Below are 26,942 nucleotides of genomic sequence, written 5' to 3' on the forward strand. Positions count from 1 at the left end.
GAAGTCAGGCAGCGCCGATGGCCCCCACCACCCCGTTTACCGCCTTCCGCATCGAAAATGACGATGCCGGTTACCGCGCCGGCCTCGCCCAGCTCACTGTCGACGACCTCAACCCCGGCCAGGTGCTGATCCGCGCGCAGTGGTCTTCGGTCAACTACAAGGACGCGCTGGCGGGCACCGGCAAGGGTAGGATCCTGCGCCGCTTCCCGCTGGTCGGCGGGATCGATGTGGCCGGCACCGTGGTGGCATCCACCGACCCGGCCTGGCGTGAAGGCGATGCGGTACTGGCCACCGGCTGCGGCCTCAGCGAAACCCGCGACGGCGGCTACAGCCAGTATGTGCGGCTGGAATCGAGCGCGGTGATCGCGCTGCCGGCCGGGCTGAGTGCCCGCGAGGCAATGGTGCTGGGCACCGCCGGCTTCACGGCGGCGTTTGCCCTGCTGCGCCTGCAGGACAACCGGCAGACCCCGGAGCTCGGCCCGCTGGCGGTCACCGGTGCCAGCGGCGGTGTGGGCGCGCTGGCGCTGTCCATCTTCAGCCGCGCCGGCTACACGGTGCACGCGGTCAGCGGCAAGCCAGAGCAGTCGGACTTCCTGCGCGGCATCGGCGCCGCCGAAGTGCTGCCACGTGAGGCGTTGGCCGATACCGGCCCACTGCAGTCCGCCCGCTTCGGCGGGGGCCTCGACAATGCCGGAGGCGACATGCTGGCCAGCCTGCTGGCGCAGACCGTGCCCTATGGCAGCGTGGTGAGCGCCGGCCTCGCGGCAAGCCCGAAACTGGACATGACGGTGATGCCGTTCATCCTGCGCGGCGTGTCACTGCTGGGCGTGTCCTCGGCCAATGCACCGCGCGGGCTGCGCGAAGCGGTGTGGGCGCGACTGGGCAACGAGTGGAAGCCGCAGCACCTGGACCGCATCTGTACCGCCGAAGTCGGCCTGGACGGCCTGCCGGCGGTGTTCGAGCGGATGCTGGCCGGCGGTTCGCTGGGCCGCACCGTAGTGCGGATCGACTGAACGTTGCAGGCAGGCGACGGACGGCAGATGGGCCCCTCCCACCGGTAATGAGCCCGCACTACACTGCGGGCATTACATGGGGAACAACATGGCACGCATTCTGATCGTCGACGACTCACCGTCGCAGCTGTTGGGGATACAGCGCATCGTCGAGAAGCTCGGGCACCAGATCCTGACCGCCACCGATGGCGCGGCCGGCGTGGAAACCGCCAAGGCCGAGCTGCCTGACCTGGTCCTGATGGACGTGGTGATGCCCAACCTCAATGGCTTCCAGGCCACCCGCACGCTTGCGCGCGACGAGGCGACCCGGCACATCCCGGTGATCCTGGTGACCACCAAGGACCAGGACACCGACCGCATGTGGGGCATGCGCCAGGGTGCCAAGGCCTACATCACCAAGCCGTTCTCGGAAGACGAACTGTCCGAGGTGCTGGAGCGGGTGTTCGCCGGGCAGGGCTGAGGCTTCCTGGCGGCGCCAACCGTGCTTGGCCCACCGCTCTGGCAGGTGCCAACCTTGGTTGGCACGCTTTTGTAGTGCCGGCCGCTGGCCGGCAACCACGCATCACCATCCAGGCCAATGAAATTGCCGGCCAGCGGCCGGCACTACCGGAAGGCGTGGGGGCCAGGAACCGCCCCCGCCCTATCACTCAGATCGTCTCGCCGAAGGCCTTTGCCAGGTTCCGGTACGCCTTCTTCTGCGCCTCGTCGGTCGCGGCCGGGGCCACGATCTCGATTTCAACAATCTGGTCGCCATCCGGGCTGCCTGGCAGCCCGCGGCCGCGCAGGCGCAGCTTGCGGCCGGCATCGGAATCGGCCGGAATCTTCAATTCCACCGCTCCACCCAGGGTCGGCACGCTGATGCTGGTGCCCAGCGCGGCCTGCCACGGCGTGACCGGCAGCGTGTAGAGGATGTTGCGGCCATCGACCTCGAACTGCGGGTGGGCAGCGTATTCCACTTCCAGCAGCAGGTTACCGCCGTGGTTGCCCTGCCCCGCCAGGCGGATCACCTGGCCCGGGCGGATACCCTTGGGCACGCGTACATCCAGCTGCTTGCCGTTGACGGTGATGCGCAGGCTGTCGCCGTTGTAGGCCGCTTCCAGCGGCACCGACAGCTTGGCGCGGGTGTCGCGGTTCGGCGCGTGGCCCTGGCTGCTGAAGCCCGGGCCCGGACCTGCACCGCCACGCTGGCGCGCGAACAGGCTCTCGAAGAAGTCGCTGAAGCCGCCATTGGGGCCACCGCCGCCGAACACTTCCTCGAAGTTGAAGCCACCGGCACCGCCGTAGTTCGGCGGTACGTTGAATTCCTCGCCCGGGCGATAGCCCTGTGCGCGCAGCTGGTCGTAGGCCGCGCGCTTCTCCGGGTCACGCAGCGCCTCGTAGGCCTCGTTGACCGCCTTGAACTTGTCCTCGGCCCCGGCCTCCTTGCTGACGTCCGGGTGGTACTTGCGTGCCAGCCGGCGGTAGGCGGTCTTGATTTCCGCCTCGCCCGCGCTCGGTTCCACCCCCAGGGTGGCGTAGTAATCCTTGAATTCCATCCAGCTACCTCGATCTGCTTCGGCCGCGCCGGTGGCGCCGCCCCGGGTTCATTCTACGCGCCGGCGATGCTACGCCGCCCCTCGTGCGGCCCCGGTGAGGCCGACTGATCCTGCGCAATGCGGCTGCCATCCCCATGCCCCACGCTGTGGCTGGAAGCCCCTGCCACAAAGCCTGAAGATGGGGCCTGCACACCGGGTTTCCAATGTCTTGACGCGTCTGTCCCATCCGGCCCACTAGCCTGCCCCTGCAAGGAGTTCCCCATGACCATCCATGTCGGCGACCGCATTCCGGAAGTGACCCTCAAGCGTATCCGCGAGGGCATCGAAACACTCGATACGCATTCGCTGTTCGATGCGCGCAAGGTGGTGTTGTTCGCCGTGCCCGGCGCGTTCACCCCGACCTGCTCGGCACGCCATCTGCCCGGCTTCGTCGAGAAATTCGATGCATTCCGCAAGCGCGGCATCGACGTCTACTGCATGGCGGTCAACGATCCGTTCGTGATGAAGGCCTGGGCCGCCGACCAGAGCGTGCCCGACGGCCTGCTGATGCTGTCCGACGGCAACGCCGAACTGACCCGCGCGCTCGGCCTGGAACTCGATGCCAGCGCCTCGGGCATGGGCATCCGTTCGCGCCGCTTTGCCCTGTACGTGGTCGACGGCGTGGTCCGCGCAGCGTGGATCGAGCAGCCCGGCCAGTTCGAGGTGTCATCAGCCGATTACGTGCTGGAGCACCTGCCCACCTGATCTTCCACCGCAAGAGGAAACGGCCAGCCATGTCCACCAAGCCAGCCAAAGCTCCCAAGCCTGCCGCCAAGGTACCCGGCATCAGCGATCGCAAGACCCTGCGCGAGCGCGCCCGGCGCAACATCGAAGATGGGGCGATCACCGACAGCTACAGCGCCGATCGCAAGGCGGTGATCAAGCTGCTCAACGATGCACTGGCCACCGAGTACGTGTGCGTGCTGCGCTACTACCGGCACTACTTCATGGCCAAGGGCATGCTGGCCGACGCGATCAAGGCCGAGTTCCTGGAACATGCACAGCAGGAACAGGCGCATGCCGGCAAGTTGGCCGAGCGCATCGTCCAGCTTGGCGGCGAGCCGGACTTCAACCCCGATACGCTGACCGCGCGCTCGCATGCCGAGTACAAGGAAGGCAGTGACCTGCGCGACATGGTCCGCGAAAACCTGGTGGCCGAGCGCATCGCCATCGACAGCTACCGCGAGATGATCAACTTCATCGGCGACCGCGACACCACCACCAAGCGCATCCTTGAAGAGATCCTGGCGCAGGAAGAGGAGCACGCCGACGAGTTTGCCGACCTGCTGGATGGGTGGATCGGGGAATGATCCGGCAGATGCCCACCTTGGTGGGCGCTTCGCCACGTGCCAACCAAGGTTGGCACCTACCAGAGCACGAAGGTGTCATTGGCGCTGGACCGAGCGCCAACGAGGTCGGCACCTACCGCAGGACGTTGAACCGCACCTGCGTCCACGCGCCATCCGCCGCCAGCGCGGTCAGCGTATGCGTGCCCGGCTCGGCGAACTCGCGCTGCATCAACTGTGCGCCGCGGGTCTGCGCGATCCAGCGGCCATCCAGCAGCCAGTCCACCGTCTGCTCGCTGCCCAGCGCGCGCAGTTGCAGGCGCACGCCGTGTTCGGCATTGGGGGCACGAGCCAGGGTGGCACCGTTGTTGAGACCGTCGATGTGCAGCGCCACGCTGGCATCGCGCCCGTCATCGCGGCAGTCCGGTGACAGCACTGGCAACTGAGAGGCCTCGCGCGTGGCCCTGGGTAACCATGGCGACAGCAGCGCCGGCCAGCGCGCGATCTCGCGTGGCACTTCCTCATGTGGCACGCGGCAGTCCGCCGACACACGCAGGCCGGTGTGCGCGTCAGCGAGGTAACGCTGCCGGCCCGGCTGCCAACGTCGTGCTTCGCGCTCGGGGAAGGTTGGCGGTGCGGCACCATCCAGCAGGTAGGCCGGCATCCGCCGCTGGCACAACGCTGGAGGCAGGCCTTCGGCGCGTTCGCCGGTCGGCCAGCAGATCTCTTCCTCACTGACGCTGGACGGCATCGGTACGGCCGCCGAGTCGCCACGCTGGCGCGGCAGGCTGTCGACCACTTCGAACATCAACGGCAACGCGGTGACCGCGCCGTACTGGCCGGGTAACGGTGTGCCGTCCGGCCGTCCCACCCACACGCCCACGGTGTAGTGGCGCGTGCTACCGATCGCCCACGCATCGCGATAGCCATAGCTGGTGCCGGTCTTCCAGGCTACGCGCGGGCGACCGCCAACATCGAAGGTGCCAGCGCTGTAGCCTGGGCGCGGGTTCGATTCCAGCATTTCGCGCACGATCCAGCTTGCGCCCGGCGAGGCCAGGCGCCGCTCGATCATCGGTTCGTCATCGGTGTAGCGCACACGTCCAGCAATGCCGTTGCGGTTGAGCGCGGCGAACGCGCCGACCAGATCTTCCAGCCGCGCACCGGTACCGCCCAGAATCAAAGACAGGTTGGGCGTGCTGCCCGGCGGGAAGCGCAGCTGGATGCCGGAGTGTGAAAGCCGCGCAGCAAAGCGCGCAGCCCCGACCCGCTGCAGCAGGTCCACCGAGGGCACGTTGAGCGACAGGCGCAATGCGCTGGACGCGCCGATCGGCCCATTGAAGGCCATGTCGAAATTGCCAGGTCGGTAGCTGCCGAAACTCTGTGGCGCATCAACCAGCAGGCTTTCCGAATGGATCAGGCCGTCATCCAGTGCCATCGCATACAGGAACGGCTTCAGCGTGGAGCCCGGCGAGCGCCAGGCCTGCACCATGTCCACGTGGCCGAGGCGCTGACGGTCTCCGAAGGACAACGTGCCGACATAGGCACGCGCCTGCAGGGTCTGGTTGTCGACCACCAGCAACGCGGCAGAGGTGCGCTCGGGCAGCGTCGAGAAATAGCTGGCCACGCGTTCTTCCAGCGTGCGCTGCAGGCCGATGTCGATGCTGCTCTGGATGCGTGCCTGTCCTGGATGCGCCGAATGCAGGCGCTGCGCAAGCAATGCGGCGTGCAGCGGCGGCCGCAGCGAGCGCGCCACCACGTTCTCGATACGCGCGTCTTCCACCTCTTCCGGCGTCCACGCCCCCAGTTCGGCCATGCGTGACAGCACCTTGTCCCGCGCTTTCTGCGCTGCTTCCGGATGACGGTCCGGACGCAGCCGGCTCGGCGCCTGTGGCAGCACTGCCAGCAGCGCGGCCTCGGCATGCGACAGCTGCGCCGCCGGCTTGCCCAGGTAGGCCCAGCTGGCCGCTTCCACCCCCTCGATGGTGCCGCCATACGGCGCCCGTTCCAGATACAGGGCCAGGATCTGCTGCTTGCTCAGGTGCGCCTCAAGCTGCACTGCGCGCAGCATCTGCTTGAGCTTGCCCCAGGGCGTACGCGTATGCGGGTCGAGGATGCGTGCGACCTGCATGGTCAGGGTCGAGCCACCGGACACGATGCGGCCACCGCGCAGCAGCTGGCCGCTGGCACGCAGGATCGCCAGCGGATTGATGCCCGGATGGCGCCAGAACCAGCGGTCTTCGTAGGTCAGCAGCGCCTGCAGGTACAGCGGCGAGACGCTGTCGATCGATGCCGGATAGCGCCACACGCCCTCGGCATCGGCGAACGCGCGCAGCGGCGTGCCATCAGCGGCAACCACCAGGGTGCTGGTATCGCGCTGCTTCGGCAGCGGCGGCGGAAAAGCGAAATCCAGCACCAGCAGCAGCGCCAGCGTGGCGGCCGTGCCCCAGCGCAACCACGGCCACAGCGGCCGCAGCCGGCGGCGCAGGGCCGCCAGCCGGGTCTTCATTGCGTCTTTCATTGCAGGTTGCCAGCGGGACGGGCCGCGCCGTCGCGGCCCGTCCGCGTGGTCACGGCTGTACCACCGTGATCGTGGTCGGGTTGCTGCGGCCAACGCCGCGCAGCTGTGGCCGGTACATGTCCTCCACCAGCGGCGGCGGCACCGAGTAAGTACCCGGGGTCACCGCGCGCACCAGATAGAACACGTTGGCCTTGCTGCCACGCGAGAGCTTCAGCGCGGCCACATAGCGGTCGTCGCGGAACTCTTCGTGCTTGGTGTCGGCAGCTTCGCCGCGGTCGCTGATGGTGATGCCATCAACCACCACATCGGCCCACTGCTTGGCATCGCCCAGATTGAAGTTCTCGATCTCCAGGCCGGCCGGCAATAGGTCGGTCAGCAATGCATCGGGCATCGTGGTGTCGGCGGTAACGGTGACGCGCACGATCAGGGCTTCGCCCTCCTTCAGCGGACGCGGCGACCACGGCTTGCCATCGGTGCCGAAGTAGCTGCGCTCGATACCCAGCACGCGGTTGTCCGGTGCGGGCGCACTGCGCGGGATGCCTGCCACGTCGATGCTGGCGAACATCGGCGGCCGGCCCTGCGGGGTGAAGCGCACGCCACTGGCCAGTTCGCTGGCACTGAAGTTGCGGCCGAACAGCTTGCGCTCACCGATGGCTTCGGTGTTGCCACCGATCACCAGCTCACCGGCCACCAGTGCCTTCTGGTTGGCGGCCAGGGCCTTGCCAAGACGGGCGATGGCCACCTGCTCCTGCGTACTCAGCCACATCCAGCCCGCATTACGGCGCGCATCCAGGCCACGGCCCAGATCAACCGCGCGTGCATCCCAGGCCGGCTTGGCCAGCTTGTTTTCGTGGGTCAGCGCGATCATCAGCGCGTCATCACGGATGGCGCTGCCGTAGTCGCCGAAGTACGACGGGCGTTCGCTGCTGGACTTGGCGAAGGCCGCGGCCAGTGCCGCCTGGCCACGCTTGGCATCGCCCTGCAGCGACAGCGCCACGCCCAGGTGGACCAGCGACAGGCCACCCACCGCCTTGCTGCGCTCGTTGTCGTACAGCGTGCGCAGCGTACCCAGCGGCGCACGGTTGACCCGGGCCAGCACGTAACCCGAGTACGCCTGATTGGCGAACTTCAGCTTCTCGCGATCCTCCTGGCCGTAGAACTGGTTGCCACCGGACAGCAGGTCCTCGCTGAGCCGGTTCAGTGCCTTCTGCAGCACGTTGTCGGGCACCGCGAAGCCGGCGTCCCTGGCGTCGAGCAGGAACTCGGTGATGTACGGGGTCAGCCACGGGTTCACATAGCCGTCGTCACCCCACATCGAGAAGTTGCCGTTGGCCACCTGCATCGACGCCAGGCGGCCGAACGCGCCTTCCATGCGCTCGCGGCGGGTCTTGGCATCCAGGCCGTCGGCACCGAGCATCGACGATGTCGCCTGGTCCAGGATCAGCGCCGCATAGCCCTTGCTGGTGGTCTGCTCGGCACAGCCGTACGGGTAGTTCAACGCGCCCTGCAGCGCACTGGCGAACGGGATCGGCGGCAGCGGGCTGACCAGCAGGCGGGCATTGACCGACTCGGACATCAAGCCATCGGTCAGGCTGTTGTCGAGGCTGACCGCCGCCAACGGATCCAGCGTGCGCACCTGCGAACGCAGCACCTGCGGCCACGCCGCACGCACCGGCAGCTCGTAGCGGCGGTCGGCCTTGAAGCCGTTGCCATCCACCCGCACCCGCACCTTGGCCACGCTGTGGCCTTCGCGTGCAGACAGCGGGAAGCTCAGCGTGGTCTTGGCATCTGCATTCAACTGCACGCTGCGGCTGCCCTCGCCCAGGTTCAGCGGGCCTTCGCTTTCCACCTTCACGTTGAACTGGCCCGGCTTGCCGGTGAAATTCTGCACGTCCAGGGTCACCGTACTGCGGTCGCCCGGGGCCAGCACGCGCGGCATGCTGGCTTCGGCCAGGATCGGCGCGCGCACCACGGTTTCCACGTCACGCTTGCCGTACTGGTCATCGCTGTAGACCAGCGCAGACACCCGCAGTGTGCCGTTGAAGTCTGGCACCTTCAGGCGTATGCGGGCGATGCCCTTTGCATCAAGCTGCACCGGGCCGGAGAACAGGTCCACGGTCTGCACGCGCGCGGTCGGGCGCTTGGCCTGCGGCAATGCCTGCAGCGCCATGTCGCCACCGAACTTCAGCTTGCCGGCACCGCCGTCGAAGCTCTCGATCACCCGGCTGTAGATGTCGTAGGCATCAATGCCAAGGCGACGCTGGGCGAAGAAGTGCGCACCGGCATCGGGCACCGGGAAGCGGGTGATGTTGAGGATGCCCACGTCCACCGCCGAGACGGTGACGTGCGCCATCTTGCCGGCCAGCTGCGGCGCGCTGACCGTCACCGGCAGGTCCTGCTCCGGCCGCATCTGCTTGGGCGCGGCCAGGCCGACGGCTACGGTGCGCCCCTTGCGATCCATCGGCACATGCACCACGCCCACGGCACGGGCCGGAGTGATCTTGCTCGGCGCGCTGCCGCCGCGGAACACCAGTGCGGTGATGTAGACGTCGTGGCGCTCCCAATCGGCGGTGACCGGAATCTTGAAGGTCGAACCCGGCTTGGCCTCGATGTCCTGCACGTACAGCATGCGGTCGGTCTCGACCATCAGGATGCCCTTGCCGGCATGCGGCGGGGTCACCGTCACTTCCAGGGTGTCACCAGCCTTGTAGCCGGTCTTGTCCAGGCCCAGCTTGACCTTGTCCGGGCGTGCATCCAGGCCACGGTTGTCATCGCCCCAGCTCCAGCCGGCACGGAACGGGTAGCGACTCGTCAGGCCGGTGGACGGATCGAACACGTCCACCCGGTATTCGCCCCACTCCACCGGGAAATCGAAGGCGACCGCGCTGCTGCCGGCATCGACGGTGCGGGTTTCCTTGTTCTCGAAGCGGCGGGTGAAATCGTAGTCCCAGCGGTTGTCGTTGAAGGTCCAGTGATAGTCGCGCAGCTCGCGCACCAGGGTGATCTTCAGGCCCTTGGCCGGCTGCGGTGTGCCGGCAGCATCCACGCGCATCAGCTCGAAGCGTGCGTTGCCGTTGGAGTCAGCACCATCCTCGGGGTTGAACAGCGGGCGCACGCCGACCAGCGCGTTGGCCGGCCACATCACCCGCTTCAGGGTGCGGGTGACGGTACGGCCACCGGTTTCATACAGGCTGCCGGACAGCACCACGGCGATCGGCGCCTTGGCCTTGGCCGCCTCTTCCGGCAACGCCACATCCTCACGCAGCTGGCCGTTGCCCGGCAGCGTGGTGTCGATCACGTCCTTGGCTTCGCGCGGCAGCTGCAGGGTCGGGTCACCGAAGAAGTAGCCCGGCAGGCCCTCGACCGGCTGCTGCTCGGCGGCCACCGCCATGCGCGCGGTGAAACGGTTGCCGTCCGCCGGCGCACCGTACAGGTAGGCACCATTGGCCTGCAGGCGCAGGTCCTCGCCCGGCTTCAGCGTCTTCTGCGCGCTGTCCAGGTCCAGCTTCATGCGCTCGGGCAGGAACTCCTCGATACGCAGGGTCATGCCCTGGATCGCCTCCTTGCTGGCCGGATCGGTGCGGAACTCCACCTGCCAGCGCCCGGTCGGCGCCTCGGTGGGAATGACCTGCTCGAAGTTGATGTATCCCTGCTCGCCCGGCTGCAGGCGGGTTTCGCGGAAGGTCTTGCCGTCGGGCTGCTTCAGGCGCAGGAACACCGGCTGTGCCTTGACCGGCTTGCCGTCGTTGTCACGCAGCAGGGCGGACAGACGCACGGTCTCGCCCGGGCGATACAGGTCACGGCCGGACCAGGCGTAAACGTCGAACCAGGCATTGTCACGACCGGCCACGGCAAATTCGCTCAGGTCCAGCGCAGGCTGGTTGAACGGCAGGAAGCTGGTGTCCTTGCCCGTGCTGGCGACCAGCACGTGGGTGGCATCCAGGGTGTAGTTCAGCAGCGCATTGCCGTTGCCGTCGGTGCTGCCCTTCAGCACCACCTCGCCCTTGGCGTCGAGCACACGCAGGTCGATGCTCTTCAGCGGCGCACCGTCCTTGAGGCCGGCGGTGTGCACGAACAGCTTGTCCTTGTAGGCACGGGTATGCAGGCCGATGTCGCTGACCGAGAAGAACGCGGTATCGAACTCGCCTTCGTAGTCGCCGGTGCGCTTGAGCAGGGCGAAGTACAGGCCCGGCTCCTGCAGCTCCTTGATGTCCTGGGTCGGCAGGTAGGTCAGTACCCGCTCGTTCTTCTTGCCGCCGAGGATGAAGCGGTTGACGTAGACCGGCTCGGCCAGCTTGTTGATCGGGCTGCGCTCGTAGTCGCTGCTCAGCTCCCAGCTGCCACGGCGGCCGCCGCGCTGGTACTGGCTGAAGAAGGTCGGCAGGTCCTTCTCGCGCACGCGCAGGAACTCGACGTCAACCTCCGGCACGTTCACCGAGACCACCGGCAGGCCGCGGCTGTCCTTGGCCGGCAGCACGCTGCCCTGCGAGGCGAAGCCAACCACCGGCTTCAGCTCGCCGCTGAACACCTTCTGCTTCAGTTCCTTGCCCAGCCGGCTGCCATCGGCGGCCAGCAGGTCGGGCGAGACCACCAGGCTGAACTCCTTGCCGGCCTCGACGAACGGATAGCGCAGGGTCAGGCCGTCATCGGACAGCGTCCAGCTGCTGTCGTCGGTGCCGACCTTCTCCTCGAAGCGCACCAGCTTGTCGAAATCCTGGGTGCCGACCAGCGGACGCGAGAACTCCAGCGCCAGCGACAGGCCGTCATTCTTCTGGTCCGGGTAGGCGCGCAGCAGTGTGAATTCCTTCACCTGCTCGGCCTTGGTGGTGATGGCTTCACCGCTGGTCTTGGGCAGCTGCCCGCTGTCGTTGCGGCAGCCGGCCAGGCCCAGCAACAGGCCTCCTGCCAGTACCGCCGCCGCCCATCCCCACCGCTTCCGCCGTGCCGGACCGCTCATGTCGTCACTCCTTGATCGAGGCGGCCATTATAGGCAGGCCGCGTCAAGGTGTTGACGCGAATTCGGCAGGAATGCATCGGAACGGTAGCGCCGGGCCATGCCCGGCGGGGTTGGTAGTCGCCAACCTTGGTTGCCGTTGGGCCCGTGCCAACCAAGGTTGGCACCCACCAACGCCACCCTACCCCGGCAGGTACAGGTCCACGTAATCGGTCACCGGCGTCGCCGCCAGCGCCACCGGGTCCAGCGAGGCGGCCAGGATGCGCTGCTGCTGGGCGGTCGGGAAGCGGTGGGCCAGGTGCCGGCGGAACTTGTCCATCAGCAGCGGAATGCCCTCCCCGCGGCGGCGGGCGTGGCCCAGCGGGTACTCCACCAGCACCTCCGGCAGTTCACTGCCATCGTTGAAGCGCACGCTGAGGCCGTTGGCGATGCTGCGCTTGCCCGGGTCCAGGTAGTCGGCGCTGAGCTGCGGATCCTCGTGGCAGGCCATCTTCGCGCGCAATGCATCGATGCGCGGATCGGCGGCGACGTCGTCCTCATAGTCCTCGGCCACCAGCCGCCCATGCAGCAGCGCGATGGCGATCATGTACTGCACGCAGTGGTCGCGGTCGGCCGGGTTATGCAGTGGACCCTGTTTGTCGATGATGCGGATGCAGGCTTGCTGGGTCCGGATCGCGATGTGTTCGATGTCCTCGACGCGCCTGCCGGCCACGCGCAGCTGCTGGTGCAGCGTGATCGCCGCCTCCACCGCGGTCTGGCCGTGGAACTCGGCCGGATAGCTGATCTTGAACAGCACGTTTTCCATCACATAGCTGCCCAACGGTCTCTCCAGCGTCAGTGCCTGGCCATGCATCGACACTGCCTCGAAGCCCCAGGTCGGTGCACTGAGCACGCTCGGATAGCCCATTTCGCCCGTTGCCGCGATCAGCGCCAGGCGCACGCCACGACTGGTGGCGTCGCCGGCGGCCCAGCTCTTGCGCGAACCGGTGTTGGGCGCGTGCCGGTAGGTGCGCAGCGCCTGGCCATCGACCCAGGCCAGCGACACTGCATTGAGCATGCGTTCGCGATCAAGCCCGAGCAACTGCGCGACCACGGCGGTGGTCGCCACCTTGACCAGCACAACATGGTCCAGCCCGACCCGGTTGAAGGAATTCTTCAGCGCCAGCACGCCCTGGATCTCATGCGCCTTGATCATCGCCAGCAGCACGTCGTGCACGGTCGGCGGTGGTCGACGCAGGGCCTGCGCGTTGCGTCCCAGCCAATCGCAGACGGCGAGGATGCCGCCCAGGTTGTCCGACGGGTGGCCCCATTCGGCAGCCAGCCAGGTGTCGTTGAAATCGAGCCAGCGCACCATCGCGCCAAGGTTGAAGGCGGCCTGCACCGGATCCAGCACGTAGTGCGTACCCGGCACGCGCGCGCCATTGACCACGCTGATGCCCGGCACCACGGGACCGAGCAGCTTGCTGCAGGCCGGGAAGGACAGCGCTTCCAGGCCGCAGCCCAGCGTATCAAGCAGGCAGTGATGCGCGGTCTGGAACGCCAGTGGTGAGTCGATGCGCGCGTCGCGCACGTAGTCGACGATGTCCACCAGCAGCGCATCCCACGCTGCACGCTCGTTGGATGGGGTGTGGTTGCCGGACATCGTCGATCTCCTCTTCAGAAAAGCAGGTCAGGCCGCGCATCCCGGTAGTCGCCAACCTTGGTTGGCGCTGGAGATTGCCCGGGCGGTGCCAATGCCATGCCAACCAAGGTTGGCATCTACCGAAGCGTGTGATGCCAGCGCCGACCTGCTGGTTACTCGGCCGGCACCCGCACCTTGCCTTCCATCAGCACGCGGGCACTGCGGCTCATGATGGCCTTGCTTACTGTCCACTGCCCGTCAACGAGTGCCGCCTGCGCACCCACGCGCAATGTGCCGGAGGGATGACCGAAGGTCACCGCTTCGCGCTCGCCGCCGCCTGCAGCACGGTTGACCAGTGTTCCGGGAATTGCCGCTGCAGTGCCGATCGCCACGGCGGCGGTACCCATCATCGCGTGGTGCAGTTTTCCCATCGACAACGCGCGCGCGTGCAGGTCGATCGCCGACGCCGGGATAGCTTTGCCACTGGACGAGACATAGTCCTGTGCCGGCGCCACGAAGGCCACCTTCGGCGTGTGCTGACGGGTGGCCGCGTCTTCCAGCTTCGAGATCAGGCCCATGCGCACTGCACCGTAGGCGCGGATCTTCTCGAAGCGCTCCAGCGCTCCTTTATCCTCGTTGATCACCGGCTGCAGCTCGGTACCGGTGTAACCCAGGTCGGCGGCGTTGAGGAAGATCGTCGGAATGCCGGCGGTGATCATCGTCACCTCGAAGCTGCCCACGCTCGGCACTTCCAGCGTATCGACCAGATTCCCGGTGGGGAACATCGCGCCCGCATCGCCGTCGTCGGACGGATCAATGAATTCAAGCTGGATCTCGGCGGCCGGGAAGGTCACGCCATCCAGCTCGAAATCGCCGGTTTCCTGCACTTCGCCATCGCGCATCGGCACATGGGCAATGATGGTCTTGCCGATGTTGGCCTGCCAGATGCGCACGGTGCACAGGCCATCGCGCGGCACGCGGGCAGGATCGATCAGGCCGTTGGCGATGGCGAACGGACCCACCGCAGTGCTGAGATTGCCGCAGTTGCCGCTCCAATCGACGAAGGCGGTGTCGATCGAGACCTGGCCGTACAGATAGTCGACATCGTGATCCGGCACAGAGGCGGTGGAGATGATCACGCACTTGCTGGTGCTGGAGGTGGCGCCCCCCATGCCGTCGGTCTGCTTGCCATACGGATCGGGCGAACCGATCACGCGCATCAGCAGCGCATCGCGCGCAGCGCCCGGCACCTGCGCGGCCTCGGGCAGGTCCTGCAGGCGGAAGAACACGCCCTTGCTGGTGCCGCCGCGCATGTAGGTGGCGGGAATACAGAGTTGCGGGAGAAATGCCATGGAACGGTTCCTTGCAATGAAAGACGGCCCGTTACCGGGCCGTCGGATGCCTTACGCCACCTTGGCGCCTTCCAGGAAGTCCTGGGCGAAACGCTGCAGCACGCCACCGGCTTCGTAGATCGCCACTTCCTCGTCGCTGTCCAGGCGGCAGGTGACCGGCACGATCACGTCCTGGCCGTCGCGACGGTGGATGACCATGGTCAGCTCGGCACGCGGGGTGCGCTCGCCGATCACATCAAAGGTCTCAGTGCCGTCAATGCCCAGGGTCAGCCGGGTGGTGCCCGGCTTGAACTCCAACGGCAGCACGCCCATGCCGATCAGGTTGGTGCGGTGGATGCGTTCAAAGCCCTCGGCCACGATCGCTTCCACGCCGGCCAGGCGCACGCCCTTGGCGGCCCAGTCACGCGAGCTGCCCTGGCCGTAGTCGGCACCGGCGATGATGATCAGCGGCTGCTTGCGGTCCATGTAGGTCTCGATCGCTTCCCACATGCGCATGACCTTGCCTTCCGGCTCCACGCGCGCCAGAGAGCCCTGCTTCACGCTGCCATCGTCGTTGCGTACCATCTCGTTGAACAGCTTCGGGTTGGCGAACGTGGCACGCTGCGCGGTCAGGTGGTCGCCGCGATGGGTGGCGTAGGAATTGAAGTCTTCTTCGGGCAGGCCCATCTTCGCCAGGTATTCGCCGGCGGCGCTGGAGGCCATGATCGCGTTGGACGGCGACAGGTGGTCGGTGGTGATGTTGTCGGGCAACACCGCCAGCGCACGCATGCCGGCCAGCGAGCGCTCACCGGCCAGTGCACCTTCCCAGTACGGCGGACGACGGATGTAGGTGCTCTGCGGGCGCCAGTCGTACAGCGGGCTCACCGCTGCGCCGTGCTCCACGCGCACGTTGAACATCGGGTTGTAGACCTTGCGGAACTGCTCGGGCTTCACCGAGGCCTTCACCACCGCGTCAATCTCGGCATCGCTCGGCCAGATGTCCTTCAGGCGCACGTCGTTGCCGTCAGCGTCCACGCCCAGCACGTCCTTCTCGATATCGAAGCGGACGGTGCCGGCGATGGCATAGGCGATCACCAGCGGCGGCGAGGCCAGGAACGCCTGCTTCGCATACGGATGGATGCGGCCGTCGAAGTTGCGGTTACCCGACAGTACCGCCGTGGCGTACAGGTCACGGTCGATGATTTCCTGCTGGATCTTCGGATCCAGCGCGCCGCTCATGCCATTGCAGGTGGTGCAGGCGAAGGCGACGATGCCGAAGCCCAGCTTCTCCAGGTCCGGCAGCAGGCCCGCTTCTTCCAGGTACAACTGCACTGCCTTGGAACCGGGTGCCAGCGACGACTTCACCCAAGGCTTGCGCAGCAGGCCGCGCTCGTTGGCCTTGCGTGCCAGCAGGCCGGCGGCGATCACGTTGCGCGGGTTGGAGGTATTGGTGCAGCTGGTGATGGCAGCGATGATCACCGCGCCATCCGGCATCAGGCCCTGTGCCTGCTCGGCCTTGCCTGCTTCCAGCTTGGCTTCGTCGGCGATGCCGCGCTCGGCCAGCTCGGCGGTGGCCACGCGCTTGTGCGGGTTGGACGGGCCGGCCATGTTGCGCACCACGGTCGACAGATCGAAGCGCAGCACGCGCTCGTACTGTGCGGTGGCCAGGTCATCGGCCCACAGGCCGGTGGTGCGTGCATAGTTTTCCACCAGCGCCACCTGCGATTCCTCGCGGCCGGTCAGGCGCAGGTACTCGGTGGTCTGCGCATCGATGTAGAACATCGCCGCAGTGGCGCCGTACTCCGGGCACATATTGGAGATGGTGGCGCGGTCACCGATGGTCAGTGCCGCGGCACCCTCGCCGAAGAATTCAAGCCAGGCGCCCACCACGCGTTCCTTGCGCAGGAACTCGGTCAATGCCAGCACCACGTCGGTGGCGGTGATGCCGGGCTGCGGCTTGCCGGTCAGCTCGACACCGATGATGTCCGGCAGGCGCATCCACGAGGCACGGCCCAGCATCACGTTTTCTGCTTCCAGGCCGCCAACACCGATGGCGATCACGCCCAGTGCATCCACATGCGGGGTGTGGCTGTCGGTGCCCACGCAGGTATCCGGGAAGGCCACGCCGTCCTGCACGTAGACTACCGGCGACATCTTCTCCAGGTTGATCTGGTGCATGATGCCGTTGCCCGGCGGAATCACGTCCACGTTTTCGAAGGCCAGCTTGGTCCAGTCAATGAAGTGGAAACGGTCTTCATTGCGACGGTCTTCGATGGCGCGATTCTTCTCGAACGCCTGCGGATCGTAACCACCGCATTCCACCGCCAGCGAGTGATCGACGATCAGCTGCACCGGCACCACCGGGTTGACCTTGGCCGGGTCGCCGCCCTTGTCGGCAATCGCATCACGCAGGCCGGCCAGATCGACCAGTGCGGTCTGCCCGAGGATGTCATGGCACACCACGCGCGCAGGGAACCACGGGAAATCCAGGTCGCGACGGCGCTCGATCAGCTGCTTCAGCGAATCGGTCAGCGTCGCCGGATCGCAGCGGCGCACCAGGTTCTCGGCCAGCACGCGCGATACGTACGGCAGCGTGGCGTAGGCGCCGGGCTGGATCGCATCGACAGCGGCGCGCGCGTCGAAATAGTCCAGCGAGCTGCCGGGGAGGTTCTTGCGGTAATCGGTATTCATGGGCTGGCGGGATGCTTTGGGCGGGCCGGGTGCCGGCAGTGCGGCGGCGAAAGCATCCGGCCGGCACAGGGCCGGCCGGATGGATACAGCAGGTGGATCAGACGCGCTTGTCGATGGCGACGAAGTCGCGGTCTTCCGGGCCGATGTAATTGGCGCTCGGGCGGATGATCTTGCCGTCGATACGCTGCTCGACGATGTGCGCGCTCCAGCCGGCGGTGCGGGCGATCACGAACAGGGGGGTGAACATCGCGGTCGGCACGCCCATCATGTGGTAGCTGACGGCGCTGAACCAGTCCAGGTTCGGGAACATCTTCTTGATGTCCCACATCACCGTTTCCAGGCGCTCGGCGATGTCGTACATCTTCATGCTCGACTGCTCTTCGCACAGTTCGCGGGCGACGTCCTTGATCACCTTGTTGCGCGGATCGGACACGGTGTAGACCGGGTGGCCGAAACCGATCACCACTTCCTTGCGCTCCACGCGGGCCTTGATGTCTTCCTCGGCTTCGTCCGGATTGTCATAGCGCTTCTGCACTTCGAACGCCACTTCGTTGGCGCCGCCGTGCTTGGGGCCGCGCAGCGCGCCGATGCCACCGCAGATCGCGCTGTACATGTCGCTGCCGGTGCCGGCGATGACGCGGCAGGCGAAGGTCGAAGCGTTGAACTCGTGCTCGGCGTACAGGATCAGCGAGGTGTGCATCGCCTTCACCCACGAATCCTGCGGCTTCTCGCCGTGCAGCAGATGCAGGAAGTGACCACCGATGGAGTCGTCGTCGGTCTCCACATCGATGGCGCGGCCGTTGTGGCTCCAGTGGTACCAGTACAGCAGCATCGAACCGAGGCAGGCCATCAGCTTGTCGGCGATGTCGCGCGCGCCCGGATGGTTGTGGTCGTCCTTTTCCGGCGACACGCAGCCGAGCACGGACACGCCGGTGCGCATCACGTCCATCGGGTGTGCGGACGGCGGCAGTTCTTCCAGAGCGGCCTTCACCGCCGCCGGAATGCCACGCAGCGACTTCAGCTTGGCCTTGTACGAAACCAGCTCGGCGCGGGTCGGGAGCTTGCCGTGCACCAGCAGGTAGGCGATTTCCTCGAACTCGCTGGTGTTGGCCAGGTCCAGGATGTCGTAGCCACGGTAGTGCAGATCGTTGCCGCTGCGGCCCACGCTGCACAGCGCGGTGTTGCCGGCAGCAGTGCCGGACAGGGCGACGGACTTCTTCGGCTTGAAGGTCGGGGTTGCGGTTGTATCGTTCATGTTTTCCCTCCGAAAACTGATGGTGCAGGGTACTGCTTATTTCTTGGCGGCGAACAGTGCATCGAGCTGCTGCTCGAAGGCGTGGTAGCCGATGCGGTCATACAGCTCTTCGCGCGTCTGCATGCTCTCCACCACATTGCGCTGATGGCCATCGCGGCGCACCGCCTGGTAGACATTTTCGGCGGCCTTGTTGGCGGCGCGGAACGCCGACAGCGGGAACAGCTGGATGGCAACGCCGGCCGAGGCCAGTTCATCGCGGCTGAACAGCGGGGTGGCACCGAATTCGGTGATGTTGGCCAGCACCGGCACCTTCACCGCATCGACGAAGCGGCGGTAGGTGTCCAGATCATAGGCAGCCTCGGCGAAGATGCCGTCGGCACCTGCCTCGACACAGGCGATGGCGCGCTCGATGGCCTTGTCCACGCCGTCCACCTGGATGGCATCGGTGCGTGCGATCAGGAAGAAGTCCGGATCAGTCTTGGCATCGGCGGCAGCCTTCACGCGGTCGACCATTTCACCCTGCGAGACGATCTCCTTGCCCGGACGGTGGCCGCAGCGCTTGGCGCCAACCTGGTCTTCGATGTGGCAGGCAGCCGCGCCGGCCTTGATCAGCGACTTCACGGTGCGCGCGATGTTGAACGCGCTCGGGCCGAAACCGGTGTCGATGTCGACCATCAGCGGCAGGTCGCAGACATCGGTGATGCGCCGCACGTCGATCAGCACGTCTTCCAGGGTGTTGATACCCAGGTCCGGCAGACCCAGCGAACCAGCGGCGACGCCACCACCGGACAGATAGATGGCACGGAAGCCAGCGCGCTTGGCCAGCAGCGCATGGTTGGCGTTGATCGCGCCGATCACCTGCAGCGGCGATTCGGCAGCCAGCGCCTCACGGAAGCGGGCACCGGCGGAGAATGGGGCGGAAGCGGTCATGCGGCAATCCAGGTTGAAGAACGGGAAGGTAGGCGCAAGCACCATGCCAAGCTGCAAGCGGTTGATTTCACGGGGATGACCGGCACGCAACGGCGAAACAAATGAAACATTGAAACAGATGTATCATGAAACACCCCGCCCGAACCCGCCGCCATGTACCTGCCCCGATCACCCCTGCGCCACGCCGATATCGACCCCGGCCGCCCGGTGATCTGGACCGTCAGCGTCTCGCGGCTGACCGGCCTGCTCGGCGACGTCATTCCCGAATTCGACCGCCGCGCACGCATCGAGCAGATCAACCTCGGCTTCGAGGAGGCGGTAGAGGTGATCGGCCAGCGCCTGCGTCGCGAGCACTGCGATGTGGTGATTGCCGGCGGCTCCAACGCGGCGTGGCTGCGTGGTCGGCTGGAGCTGCCACTGGTGCCGATCCAGGCCAACGGCTTCGACCTGATGGAAGCACTGGCGCGCGCGCGACGCATCGCTCCGCGCATCGGCCTGGTCACCCACGCCAGCGATGTACCGGTGTTCAGCAACTTCCAGCAGAGTTTCGGCCTGGATATCGAGCATCGCCGCTTCGTCACCCGCGAGGACGCGCGCGACTGCATCGCCGACCTGCGCGCCAACGGCATCGAGGTGATCGTCGGCACCGGCATGGCCATCGACCATGCCGAGCAGGCCGGCCTGCCCGGGGTGCTGCTGTATTCGGCCGACTCGGTGCGGCAGGCGTTCGAACATGCACTGGAACTGACCCAGACCCTGGCACGTTCCGGCAGCAACCGCCCTGCCCCGCGCCGGCGCCCGGCAGCGCGTGCCGATGCGCATGAACTGCTCGGCGACAGCGACGCGATGGCGCAGGTGCGCGCGCAGATCGCGCTCTACGCCCCACATGACAGCACCGTGCTGGTCAGCGGCGAGACTGGCACCGGCAAGGAACTGGTCGCGCGCCAGCTGCACGCTGCCAGCGGTCGTCGTGGACGCTTCGTGGCACTGAACTGCGGGGCGATCAGTGAATCGCTGCTGGAGGCGGAACTGTTCGGCTACAGCGATGGCGCCTTCACCGGCGCACGTCGTGGCGGCCGCGTCGGCCTGGTCGAGGCGGCAGATGGCGGCACTCTGTTCCTGGACGAAATTGGCGAACTGCCGCTGCCACTGCAGACCCGCCTGCTGCGGGTGCTGGAAGAACGTGAAGTGCTGCGTGTCGGCGCCACCGAACCGACCCCGGTGGACCTGCGCGTGGTGGCCGCCACCCTGCAGTCGCTGGAGCAGCGCGCGGCCACCGGAAGCTTCCGCCGCGACCTGTATTACCGCTTGGCAGCGCTGCGCATTGCCCTGCCCTCGCTGCGTGCGCGGCGCGGTGACATCCTGCTGTTGGCGCAGCACTTCTTCCGCCAGCTGCGCGGCATCGACGCGCCACTGGATGAGGACGCACTGGCGGTTCTGACCACCGCCGAGTGGCCCGGCAACGTGCGCGAACTTCGCAATCTGGTGGATCGCCTGCGCATCCACTGGCAGCCCGGTGAAGGGCTGATTGATGCCGCGCGACTGCTGCAGCTTGCGCCCGAACTTTTGAATGAGGGCGTTGCAGCATTGCCGGTGGAAAGCAACGGCAAGCGCCCACCGCGTGCGCAGCTGGAAGCGCTGCTGCAGGAACATCGCAATGATCGCGAGGGCATGGCGCAGGCGCTGGGTGTATCGCGCACCACGCTGTGGCGCTGGCTGCGCGCTGAAGGCCTGTAGAGCCAAGCCCATGCTCGGCTGATCTTCCCGCAGAAGCAGCCGAGCATGGGCTCGGCTCTACAGGGTGCGTGCCGTCAGCGTGCCCAGCGCGCCTCTATCGCAAACCGGCCGCTGCCCACTGCCGCAACCCATAACAGCAGCACGCCCAGCGGCACCTCGCTCAGATAGAAGAACCAGCTCAGCCAATCCGGCACACTAAGCCCGGCAGGAATGCGCGCGATGCCATCGGTCAGCGCAGCAACCGCGCAGATCGCCGCCAGCAGCAGGGCCGAGGGGCGACTCAACAGACCCAGCACCAGCAGGCCGCCGGCGATCCATTCGATCGCCCCGAGCACCGGCGCACTGAACACCGGGAACGGAATGCCCGCATCAACCAACGTATGCACCATGCGCTCGCGCCCCGCGTCGGTGAACACCTTGTTCCAGCCGGACACGCAGAACATCACACCGGCGACGATACGGGCGAGCAGCAGCAGGTACGCTTCCAAGCCGCGGCGGGTGGGAGGTATGGCGAACAGGCAGCGCCAGGAAGGCATGGCGACTCCGGAAATCGAGGGAATTCTTCGGAGTGTGCCGGTTGCTGACCTGCTCGCAGATGAAGCTGACCAGTCCGTTCGCGACAACGAGCTCTTGTAGAGTCGAGCCATGCTCGACTGCCTTACGCGCCAGAGCAACAGCAGCCGAGCATGGCTCGGCTCTACAAGGAGCTTGCATCAGCAAGCAGCAGCTCGATTTCCTCCACCTGCACCACCGGCACCTGCCACGGGTGATGCGGCGCAATGCCCTGTTCAAAGATGCGCTGAAGCCGCTGCGGATCACGCGGCAGGCAGAATTCCAGACGCACGCTGTCGACCACCTCGGTGCGACCCGCCTCACCCTGCACGGGCGACGCACCCACGCGCGGACGGAACTGTTCAAACCCCGGCGCCGACCACCACATCCCGTGCTCGTAGTCGCCGGCCGCCAGCGCGTCCACCGCGAGGATGCCCTGCTTCACCGCATCCAGTGCTGCCGACGGCACGAACACCACCACACGGTACAGCGGCAGGCGCTGCATCAGGTTGCCTTACGGGTACAGCAGGCGCTTGCTCCAGCGCCCTTCGGCACCGGCTTCATAGCACCAGCGTTCATGCAGGCGGAACTGCGCGCCGTACCAGAACTCCATGCGGTCGGGTACCACACGCAGGCCGCTCCAACCCTCCGGGCGCGGCACGTCCTTGCCTTCGAAGCGGGCTTCGATCTCGGCCACGCGCGCGTCGAACTCTTCGCGCGTTGCCAGCGTCTTCGACTGCTGCGAGGCCCACGCGCCGATCTGGCTCATGCGCGGGCGGCTGGCGAAATAGGCATCGGCCTCGGCGTCTGCCACCTGTTCGACACGGCCTTCGATGCGCACCTGGATGCCAGCCTCGCGCAGGCTGCGCCACAGGAACAGCAGTGCGGCCTGCGGATTGGCCTGAAGTTCCTGGCCCTTGTGGCTGTCCAGATGGGTGTAGAAGACAAAGCCACGCTCGTCGAAGGCCTTCAGCAGCACGGTGCGCGCCGAGGGACGGCCCTGCGTATCAGCAGTGGCCACGGTCATCGCATTCGGCTCGACCTCGCGACTCTGTTTGGCCTCTTCGAACAGGCCGGCAAACGTGGACAGGGCTTCGGCGTACAGGTCGCTCATGATTGCGTTCTTCTCACACGGATTGGGCTATTGTGGCTGCATGGTCGCTGCTGCGTATATGCCCCAGGTGAAAGGATTCCCCGAAACATTGGCCGAACAGGCGCTGGACGATGCGCTGGCCAGCGGTGCAGCAGTTCCAGTATTGGCGATCAGCGGCCTGCAGGGGAGCGGCAAATCGACGCTGGCGGCGCAGGTGGTGGCGCGCGCGCAAGCACGTGGCCTGAACGCGGCCACGCTGTCGATCGATGATGTCTACCTGACCCGCGCGCAGCGCCAGCGGCTGGCCCGCCAGGTGCATCCGCTGCTGATCACCCGCGGGCCGCCCGGCACCCACGACCTGCCGCTGGCCCACGCCGTGCTGGACGCGGTGGCCGCACGCCAGCCCTTTGCGATGCCACGATTCGACAAGCTGGCCGACGAGCGCCTGCCTGAGGCTCAGTGGCCGCAGCTGCAGCAGCCATTGGACCTGCTGGTGTTCGAAGGCTGGTTCCTCGGCACACCAGCGCAGGATGACAACGCACTGGACAGCCCGTTGAACGCGCTGGAACGCGAGGCCGACGCCGATGGCCGTTGGCGCCGCTGGTGCAATCAGGCACTGGCCCGCGACTACCCGGCGTTGTGGCAGCGCTGCAACCGCCTGTGGTTCCTGCAGCCGCCGGATTTTTCGGTGGTGCCGCGCTGGCGCTGGCAGCAGGAGCAGAACCTGCAGGCGGCGCAGCCGGGCCGGCATGGCATGAGCCGGCCGCAGCTGGAGCGCTTCGTACAGTATTACGAGCGGGTCAGCCGGCAGGCACTGCATGCCCTGCCCGGCCTGGCCGACCACGTGGTGGTGCTGGACGGCCAGCGCCAGGTGCAGGCGGTGCGCTGAGGGCGCCTATTCCACCAGGAACGTCACCCGCAGATTGACCCGCCATTCGGTGATTTCGCCGTTGCCATCGGTCACCACCTTGGTTTCGTTGATCCAGGCGCCCTGGATGCCCTTGACCGTCCCGGACACCTTCTTCAAGCCACTGCGCACGGCATCCTCCACGCTCTTGGGCGAGGACGCATTGATTTCGATGACCTTGGCGACCGTCATGGCTGCTACTCCGTCAGGCGCGGGAAACCCCGCAGGGACCCCCACCGTGACGTGAAGAACGTAAAGGCCAAGGCACGGAGGTGTTAGGATCAGAGGGGCATGAACCCTGCTCCGAACCTGATCCTGATCGGCCCGATGGGCGCCGGTAAAACCTGCATCGGCCGCCGCCTGGCCGAGCGCTTCACGCTGGACTTCGTCGATGTCGACCAGGCCATCGTCGATGCCGCCGGCGCCAGCATCCCGACCATTTTCGAGCACTCGGGCGAAACCGGCTTCCGCAGCCATGAGCGCGAGGCGCTTGCGCGCGTACTGGAAGGCCGTGGCCAGCTGGTCTCCACCGGTGGCGGCGCCGTACTGGATCCGGGCAACCGTGCGCTGATCGCCCAGCGCGGCTTCGTGGTCTATCTGCGGGTCAGCGTGGCCGAACAGCTGGAGCGCCTGGCCCGCGACAAGGGCCGGCCGCTGCTGCAGCGCCCTGACCGCGAGCAGGTGCTGCACGATCTGGCCGCACACCGCGACCCGCTGTACCGCGAGCTGGCCGACCTCACCCTCGATACCGACCCGTATACCGCTGCCGACGCGACCGCCCACCTGGTGGTCAAGCTGGCTACGCAATGGCAGCGCCAGGACCTGACCGCATGACTTCCCCCGCCCTGCTGCAGGTCGCCGTTGGCGGCGACCGCCCTTACTCCATCACCATCGGCGCCGGTGCCCAGGCCGACGGCGCTGCGCTGGCCTCGCACGTTCGCGGCCGCCACGTGCTGCTGCTCAGCGACAGCGAAGTGGCCCCGCGCTACCTGGCCGCCGTGAAGCAGGCGCTGCTGGCCGCACGCCCCGACCTGATCGTCGGCGAGCACGTGCTGGCCGCCGGCGAAGCCTCCAAGACCCTGGCCGAATTCGGCCGCGCGATCGAAGCGCTGGCCGCACTCGGCGCCACCCGCGATGCCTGCGTGTTCGCCCTCGGCGGCGGCGTGGTCGGTGACCTCGCCGGTTTCGCCGCCGCCTGCTGGATGCGCGGCGTGGACTGCGTGCAATTGCCGACCACCCTGCTGGCGATGGTCGATTCGTCGGTGGGCGGCAAGACCGCGGTCGACATCCCGGCCGGCAAGAACCTGGTCGGCGCGTTCCATCCGCCGCGCGCGGTGATCGCTGATACCCGCGTGCTGGCCACCCTGCCGCCGCGCGAACTGCGCGCTGGCCTGGCCGAAGTGGTGAAGTACGGTGCACTGGGCGACGCGGTGTTCTTCGAATGGCTGCAGCAGCATGCCGATGCGCTGCTGGCCAGCGAAGACGCAGTGCTGGCCGAAGCCATCGCGCGCAGCTGCCGGCACAAGGCCGCCATCGTCGAACGCGATCCGTTCGAGAAGGGCGAGCGTGCCCTGCTCAACCTGGGCCATACCTTCGGCCATGCCATCGAGACCGAACAGGGCTATTCGGCCCCGGGCCGCGATGCGTTGAACCACGGCGAAGCGGTGGCGGTGGGCATGGTGCTGGCGGCAAAGCTGTCCACCGACCTGGGTCTGGCCGACGATGCCGACCGTGCGCGCCTGCAGGCGCTGCTGGAACGCCTCGGCCTGCCGGTGGCGATCCCGGCCGGACTGGACCCGCAGGCCCTGCTCGGCCGCATGCGGCTGGACAAGAAGAACGTGGCCGGCCGCCTGCGCCTGGTGCTGTGGCGTGGCATGGGCCGCGCCGAAGTGGTGCCGGACGTGGATGAGGCGGCGGTGCTGAAGGTGCTGGGCGCGGCCTGACCATCCCCTGGTCCGGTAGTGCTGGCCGCTGGCCGGCTGCTGCGCTCATGAAGTTGCCGGCCAGCGGCCGGCACTACCGCGTTGCGGCCGGGGTCACCCGGGCCCCGCTACAATCGGTGCCATGCACGTTTACCTGCAACATCCCGACGCCGGTGCCCAGGCACCACGCTTCCTGCGCCTGAGCCTGCAGACGGACCTGTTCGGCGGCTGGGAGCTGCTGCGCGAGAGCGGTCGCGTCGGTGGTCGCTCGCAGCTGCGGCGTGAGCTGTTCCTGCAGGCCGACGAAGCCCGCCATGCCTTCGAGAAGGCCCGCGATGCCGAACTGCATCGCGGCTTCCAGATTCTTCCGCACGGCGACTGACGCCGCTGCCAACTTTCGCCCAAGGAATGCTCATCGTGACCAGCCCTCTCCGCAACGATCGCCTGCTGCGCGCCCTGCGCCGCGAACCGGTGGACTGCACCCCCGTCTGGCTGATGCGCCAGGCCGGCCGCTACCTGCCGGAGTACCGCGCGACCCGGGCCAAGGCCGGCAGCTTCCTGGCCATGGCCAAGAACCCGGAGATCGCCTGCGAAGTGACCCTGCAGCCGCTGCGCCGCTTCCCGCTGGACGCTGCGATCCTGTTCTCGGACATCCTCACCATTCCCGATGCGATGGGCCTGGAGCTGTACTTCGTCGAAGGCGAAGGCCCGAAGTTCCGCCACCCGGTGCGTGATGAAGCGGCCATCGCCAAGCTGGCCGTGCCGGACATGGAACATGACCTGGGTTACGTGATGGACGCGGTGCGCCTGATCCGCCGCGAGCTGGATGGCCAAGTGCCGCTGATCGGTTTCTCCGGCAGCCCCTGGACGCTGGCCTGCTACATGGTGGAAGGCGGCGGCAGCAAGGACTTCGCGCGCATCAAGGCGATGGCACTGAACCATCCGCAGGCGCTGCACCGTCTGCTGGAAGTCACCACCGAGGCGGTCATCGCCTACCTCGGCGCGCAGCGCGCAGCCGGTGCGCAGGCGCTGCAGGTGTTCGACACCTGGGGTGGCGTGCTGTCGCCGTCGATGTACCGCGAGTTCTCGCTGCGCTACCTGCAGCGCATCGCCGAGGGCCTGGAGCGTGGCGAAGGCAGCGAGCGCACGCCGCTGATCCTGTTCGGCAAGGGCACCGGCCTGCACCTGGAGGCGCTGTCGCAGACCGGTGCCGATGCGCTGGGCCTGGACTGGACGCTGGACCTGGACGAGGCGATGCGCCGCACCGGTGGCCGCGTTGCCCTGCAGGGCAACCTCGACCCGACCACGCTGTATGCCTCGCCGGATGCAATCGCCGCCGCCGCCGCGCGCGTGCTCGACACCTATGCCGCCGGCAATGGCGGCTCGCGCGAGGGACATGTATTCAACCTCGGCCACGGCATGTCGCCGGACATGGACCCGGCGCACGTGCAGGTGCTGGTCGACGCGGTGCACGCGCACAGCCAGCGCTGAGCATCCGGCATGCCGTCACGGCGCGACCTTGATCGCGCCGTGACCCGCAGTGCGCGATCATGGCGTC

At 67.1% G+C, this 26,942-nt stretch carries 22 protein-coding genes; 10 read left to right on the top strand and 12 right to left on the bottom strand.

Annotation, left to right across the window (positions count from 1 at the left end):
• The first annotated feature begins 17 nt into the window (after positions 1-17).
• Positions 18-1,013, top strand: coding sequence for a YhdH/YhfP family quinone oxidoreductase (locus ACZK2G_RS16430; protein ID WP_337303086.1), 996 nt, complete (start codon positions 18-20; stop codon positions 1,011-1,013).
• 88 nt (positions 1,014-1,101) lie between these two features.
• Positions 1,102-1,473, top strand: a complete 372-nt coding sequence (pilH, locus tag ACZK2G_RS16435; protein ID WP_005410644.1) for a twitching motility response regulator PilH — start codon at positions 1,102-1,104, stop codon at positions 1,471-1,473.
• Between the two features lie 187 nt (positions 1,474-1,660).
• Here pilH and ACZK2G_RS16440 read toward each other — a convergent pair whose 3' ends face one another.
• Positions 1,661-2,548 carry a DnaJ C-terminal domain-containing protein gene (locus tag ACZK2G_RS16440; protein ID WP_046985089.1) on the bottom strand — a complete coding sequence of 296 codons (888 nt, stop codon included), beginning with the start codon at positions 2,546-2,548 and terminating at the stop codon, positions 1,661-1,663.
• Positions 2,549-2,809: 261 nt separating this feature from the next.
• Between ACZK2G_RS16440 and ACZK2G_RS16445 the strand changes: the two genes are divergently transcribed.
• On the top strand, positions 2,810-3,292 hold the full coding sequence (locus ACZK2G_RS16445) for a peroxiredoxin (RefSeq protein WP_046985088.1): 483 nt from the start codon (positions 2,810-2,812) through the stop codon (positions 3,290-3,292).
• A gap of 29 nt (positions 3,293-3,321) precedes the next feature.
• Complete coding sequence (locus ACZK2G_RS16450; RefSeq protein WP_046985087.1) at positions 3,322-3,897, top strand: ferritin-like domain-containing protein; 576 nt, start codon at positions 3,322-3,324, stop codon at positions 3,895-3,897.
• 112 nt (positions 3,898-4,009) lie between these two features.
• On the opposite strand, the gene pbpC is transcribed toward ACZK2G_RS16450, so the two are convergent.
• The 7 genes from pbpC to prpB form a co-directional block, all read right to left on the bottom strand.
• On the bottom strand, positions 4,010-6,391 hold the full coding sequence (pbpC, locus tag ACZK2G_RS16455; RefSeq protein WP_478473859.1) for a penicillin-binding protein 1C: 2,382 nt from the start codon (positions 6,389-6,391) through the stop codon (positions 4,010-4,012).
• A gap of 49 nt (positions 6,392-6,440) precedes the next feature.
• Positions 6,441-11,348 carry an alpha-2-macroglobulin family protein gene (locus ACZK2G_RS16460; protein WP_478473860.1) on the bottom strand — a complete coding sequence of 1,636 codons (4,908 nt, stop codon included), beginning with the start codon at positions 11,346-11,348 and terminating at the stop codon, positions 6,441-6,443.
• A gap of 178 nt (positions 11,349-11,526) precedes the next feature.
• A complete protein-coding gene (locus tag ACZK2G_RS16465; RefSeq protein ID WP_046985084.1) occupies positions 11,527-12,987 on the bottom strand; it encodes a bifunctional 2-methylcitrate dehydratase/aconitate hydratase in 1,461 nt (486 codons plus the stop codon).
• A 152-nt stretch (positions 12,988-13,139) separates the two neighbouring features.
• Positions 13,140-14,318, bottom strand: a complete 1,179-nt coding sequence (prpF, locus tag ACZK2G_RS16470; protein WP_046985083.1) for a 2-methylaconitate cis-trans isomerase PrpF — start codon at positions 14,316-14,318, stop codon at positions 13,140-13,142.
• Between the two features lie 51 nt (positions 14,319-14,369).
• Complete coding sequence (acnD, locus tag ACZK2G_RS16475) at positions 14,370-16,988, bottom strand: Fe/S-dependent 2-methylisocitrate dehydratase AcnD (RefSeq protein WP_478473861.1); 2,619 nt, start codon at positions 16,986-16,988, stop codon at positions 14,370-14,372.
• Between the two features lie 97 nt (positions 16,989-17,085).
• Positions 17,086-18,243, bottom strand: coding sequence for a bifunctional 2-methylcitrate synthase/citrate synthase (gene prpC / locus ACZK2G_RS16480; RefSeq protein ID WP_478473862.1), 1,158 nt, complete (start codon positions 18,241-18,243; stop codon positions 17,086-17,088).
• Between the two features lie 36 nt (positions 18,244-18,279).
• Complete coding sequence (gene prpB, locus ACZK2G_RS16485; RefSeq protein WP_012511842.1) at positions 18,280-19,173, bottom strand: methylisocitrate lyase; 894 nt, start codon at positions 19,171-19,173, stop codon at positions 18,280-18,282.
• 153 nt (positions 19,174-19,326) lie between these two features.
• Between prpB and prpR the strand changes: the two genes are divergently transcribed.
• Positions 19,327-20,910, top strand: coding sequence for a propionate catabolism operon regulatory protein PrpR (gene prpR / locus ACZK2G_RS16490; protein WP_478473863.1), 1,584 nt, complete (start codon positions 19,327-19,329; stop codon positions 20,908-20,910).
• Positions 20,911-20,984: 74 nt separating this feature from the next.
• Here the strand turns inward: prpR and ACZK2G_RS16495 are convergent, their stop codons facing one another.
• The 3 genes from ACZK2G_RS16495 to pdxH all read right to left on the bottom strand — a co-directional run bounded on the left by ACZK2G_RS16495 (position 20,985) and on the right by pdxH (position 22,576).
• Positions 20,985-21,446: a DoxX family protein gene (locus ACZK2G_RS16495; protein WP_478473865.1), complete on the bottom strand. Its 462-nt coding sequence runs from the start codon at positions 21,444-21,446 to the stop codon at positions 20,985-20,987.
• A gap of 161 nt (positions 21,447-21,607) precedes the next feature.
• Complete coding sequence (locus tag ACZK2G_RS16500) at positions 21,608-21,967, bottom strand: YqfO family protein (RefSeq protein ID WP_478473867.1); 360 nt, start codon at positions 21,965-21,967, stop codon at positions 21,608-21,610.
• 9 nt (positions 21,968-21,976) lie between these two features.
• A complete protein-coding gene (gene pdxH / locus ACZK2G_RS16505) occupies positions 21,977-22,576 on the bottom strand; it encodes a pyridoxamine 5'-phosphate oxidase (protein WP_046985077.1) in 600 nt (199 codons plus the stop codon).
• Positions 22,577-22,616: 40 nt separating this feature from the next.
• On the opposite strand from pdxH, the gene ACZK2G_RS16510 reads away from it, so the two are divergent.
• Positions 22,617-23,444, top strand: a complete 828-nt coding sequence (locus ACZK2G_RS16510) for a kinase (RefSeq protein WP_046985076.1) — start codon at positions 22,617-22,619, stop codon at positions 23,442-23,444.
• A gap of 6 nt (positions 23,445-23,450) precedes the next feature.
• Here the strand turns inward: ACZK2G_RS16510 and ACZK2G_RS16515 are convergent, their stop codons facing one another.
• Positions 23,451-23,654 carry a dodecin family protein gene (locus ACZK2G_RS16515; protein ID WP_012511846.1) on the bottom strand — a complete coding sequence of 68 codons (204 nt, stop codon included), beginning with the start codon at positions 23,652-23,654 and terminating at the stop codon, positions 23,451-23,453.
• Between the two features lie 99 nt (positions 23,655-23,753).
• Between ACZK2G_RS16515 and ACZK2G_RS16520 the strand changes: the two genes are divergently transcribed.
• The 4 genes from ACZK2G_RS16520 to hemE all read left to right on the top strand — a co-directional run bounded on the left by ACZK2G_RS16520 (position 23,754) and on the right by hemE (position 26,875).
• Complete coding sequence (locus tag ACZK2G_RS16520) at positions 23,754-24,296, top strand: shikimate kinase (protein ID WP_046985075.1); 543 nt, start codon at positions 23,754-23,756, stop codon at positions 24,294-24,296.
• On the top strand, positions 24,293-25,405 hold the full coding sequence (gene aroB, locus ACZK2G_RS16525) for a 3-dehydroquinate synthase (protein ID WP_136639080.1): 1,113 nt from the start codon (positions 24,293-24,295) through the stop codon (positions 25,403-25,405). Before ACZK2G_RS16520 ends, aroB begins: the two co-directional genes overlap by 4 nt.
• A gap of 121 nt (positions 25,406-25,526) precedes the next feature.
• Positions 25,527-25,766: a WGR domain-containing protein gene (locus tag ACZK2G_RS16530; RefSeq protein ID WP_046985073.1), complete on the top strand. Its 240-nt coding sequence runs from the start codon at positions 25,527-25,529 to the stop codon at positions 25,764-25,766.
• 26 nt (positions 25,767-25,792) lie between these two features.
• Positions 25,793-26,875: a uroporphyrinogen decarboxylase gene (gene hemE / locus ACZK2G_RS16535; RefSeq protein ID WP_478473869.1), complete on the top strand. Its 1,083-nt coding sequence runs from the start codon at positions 25,793-25,795 to the stop codon at positions 26,873-26,875.
• Positions 26,876-26,942: the final 67 nt, after the last annotated feature.

It is taken from the genome of Stenotrophomonas sp. 107298_Sma (genome assembly GCF_056480345.1).

Bases quoted from the DNA above. Each gene is read 5' to 3' on its own strand.
- ACZK2G_RS16430 (WP_337303086.1), top strand. From the start codon at position 18: ATGGCCCCCACCACCCCGTTTACCGCCTTCCGCATCGAAAATGACGAT.
- ACZK2G_RS16515 (WP_012511846.1), bottom strand. From the start codon at position 23,654: ATGACGGTCGCCAAGGTCATCGAAATCAATGCGTCCTCGCCCAAGAGC.
- ACZK2G_RS16530 (WP_046985073.1), top strand. From the start codon at position 25,527: ATGCACGTTTACCTGCAACATCCCGACGCCGGTGCCCAGGCACCACGC.
- ACZK2G_RS16520 (WP_046985075.1), top strand. From the start codon at position 23,754: ATGAACCCTGCTCCGAACCTGATCCTGATCGGCCCGATGGGCGCCGGT.
- ACZK2G_RS16450 (WP_046985087.1), top strand. From the start codon at position 3,322: ATGTCCACCAAGCCAGCCAAAGCTCCCAAGCCTGCCGCCAAGGTACCC.
- pbpC (WP_478473859.1), bottom strand. From the start codon at position 6,391: ATGAAAGACGCAATGAAGACCCGGCTGGCGGCCCTGCGCCGCCGGCTG.
- ACZK2G_RS16495 (WP_478473865.1), bottom strand. From the start codon at position 21,446: ATGCCTTCCTGGCGCTGCCTGTTCGCCATACCTCCCACCCGCCGCGGC.
- pilH (WP_005410644.1), top strand. From the start codon at position 1,102: ATGGCACGCATTCTGATCGTCGACGACTCACCGTCGCAGCTGTTGGGG.
- ACZK2G_RS16465 (WP_046985084.1), bottom strand. From the start codon at position 12,987: ATGTCCGGCAACCACACCCCATCCAACGAGCGTGCAGCGTGGGATGCG.
- prpF (WP_046985083.1), bottom strand. From the start codon at position 14,318: ATGGCATTTCTCCCGCAACTCTGTATTCCCGCCACCTACATGCGCGGC.
- prpC (WP_478473862.1), bottom strand. From the start codon at position 18,243: ATGAACGATACAACCGCAACCCCGACCTTCAAGCCGAAGAAGTCCGTC.
- pdxH (WP_046985077.1), bottom strand. From the start codon at position 22,576: ATGAGCGACCTGTACGCCGAAGCCCTGTCCACGTTTGCCGGCCTGTTC.
- prpB (WP_012511842.1), bottom strand. From the start codon at position 19,173: ATGACCGCTTCCGCCCCATTCTCCGCCGGTGCCCGCTTCCGTGAGGCG.
- ACZK2G_RS16460 (WP_478473860.1), bottom strand. From the start codon at position 11,348: ATGAGCGGTCCGGCACGGCGGAAGCGGTGGGGATGGGCGGCGGCGGTA.
- hemE (WP_478473869.1), top strand. From the start codon at position 25,793: ATGCTCATCGTGACCAGCCCTCTCCGCAACGATCGCCTGCTGCGCGCC.
- ACZK2G_RS16500 (WP_478473867.1), bottom strand. From the start codon at position 21,967: ATGCAGCGCCTGCCGCTGTACCGTGTGGTGGTGTTCGTGCCGTCGGCA.
- ACZK2G_RS16445 (WP_046985088.1), top strand. From the start codon at position 2,810: ATGACCATCCATGTCGGCGACCGCATTCCGGAAGTGACCCTCAAGCGT.
- ACZK2G_RS16510 (WP_046985076.1), top strand. From the start codon at position 22,617: ATGGTCGCTGCTGCGTATATGCCCCAGGTGAAAGGATTCCCCGAAACA.
- acnD (WP_478473861.1), bottom strand. From the start codon at position 16,988: ATGAATACCGATTACCGCAAGAACCTCCCCGGCAGCTCGCTGGACTAT.
- aroB (WP_136639080.1), top strand. From the start codon at position 24,293: ATGACTTCCCCCGCCCTGCTGCAGGTCGCCGTTGGCGGCGACCGCCCT.
- ACZK2G_RS16440 (WP_046985089.1), bottom strand. From the start codon at position 2,548: ATGGAATTCAAGGATTACTACGCCACCCTGGGGGTGGAACCGAGCGCG.
- prpR (WP_478473863.1), top strand. From the start codon at position 19,327: ATGTACCTGCCCCGATCACCCCTGCGCCACGCCGATATCGACCCCGGC.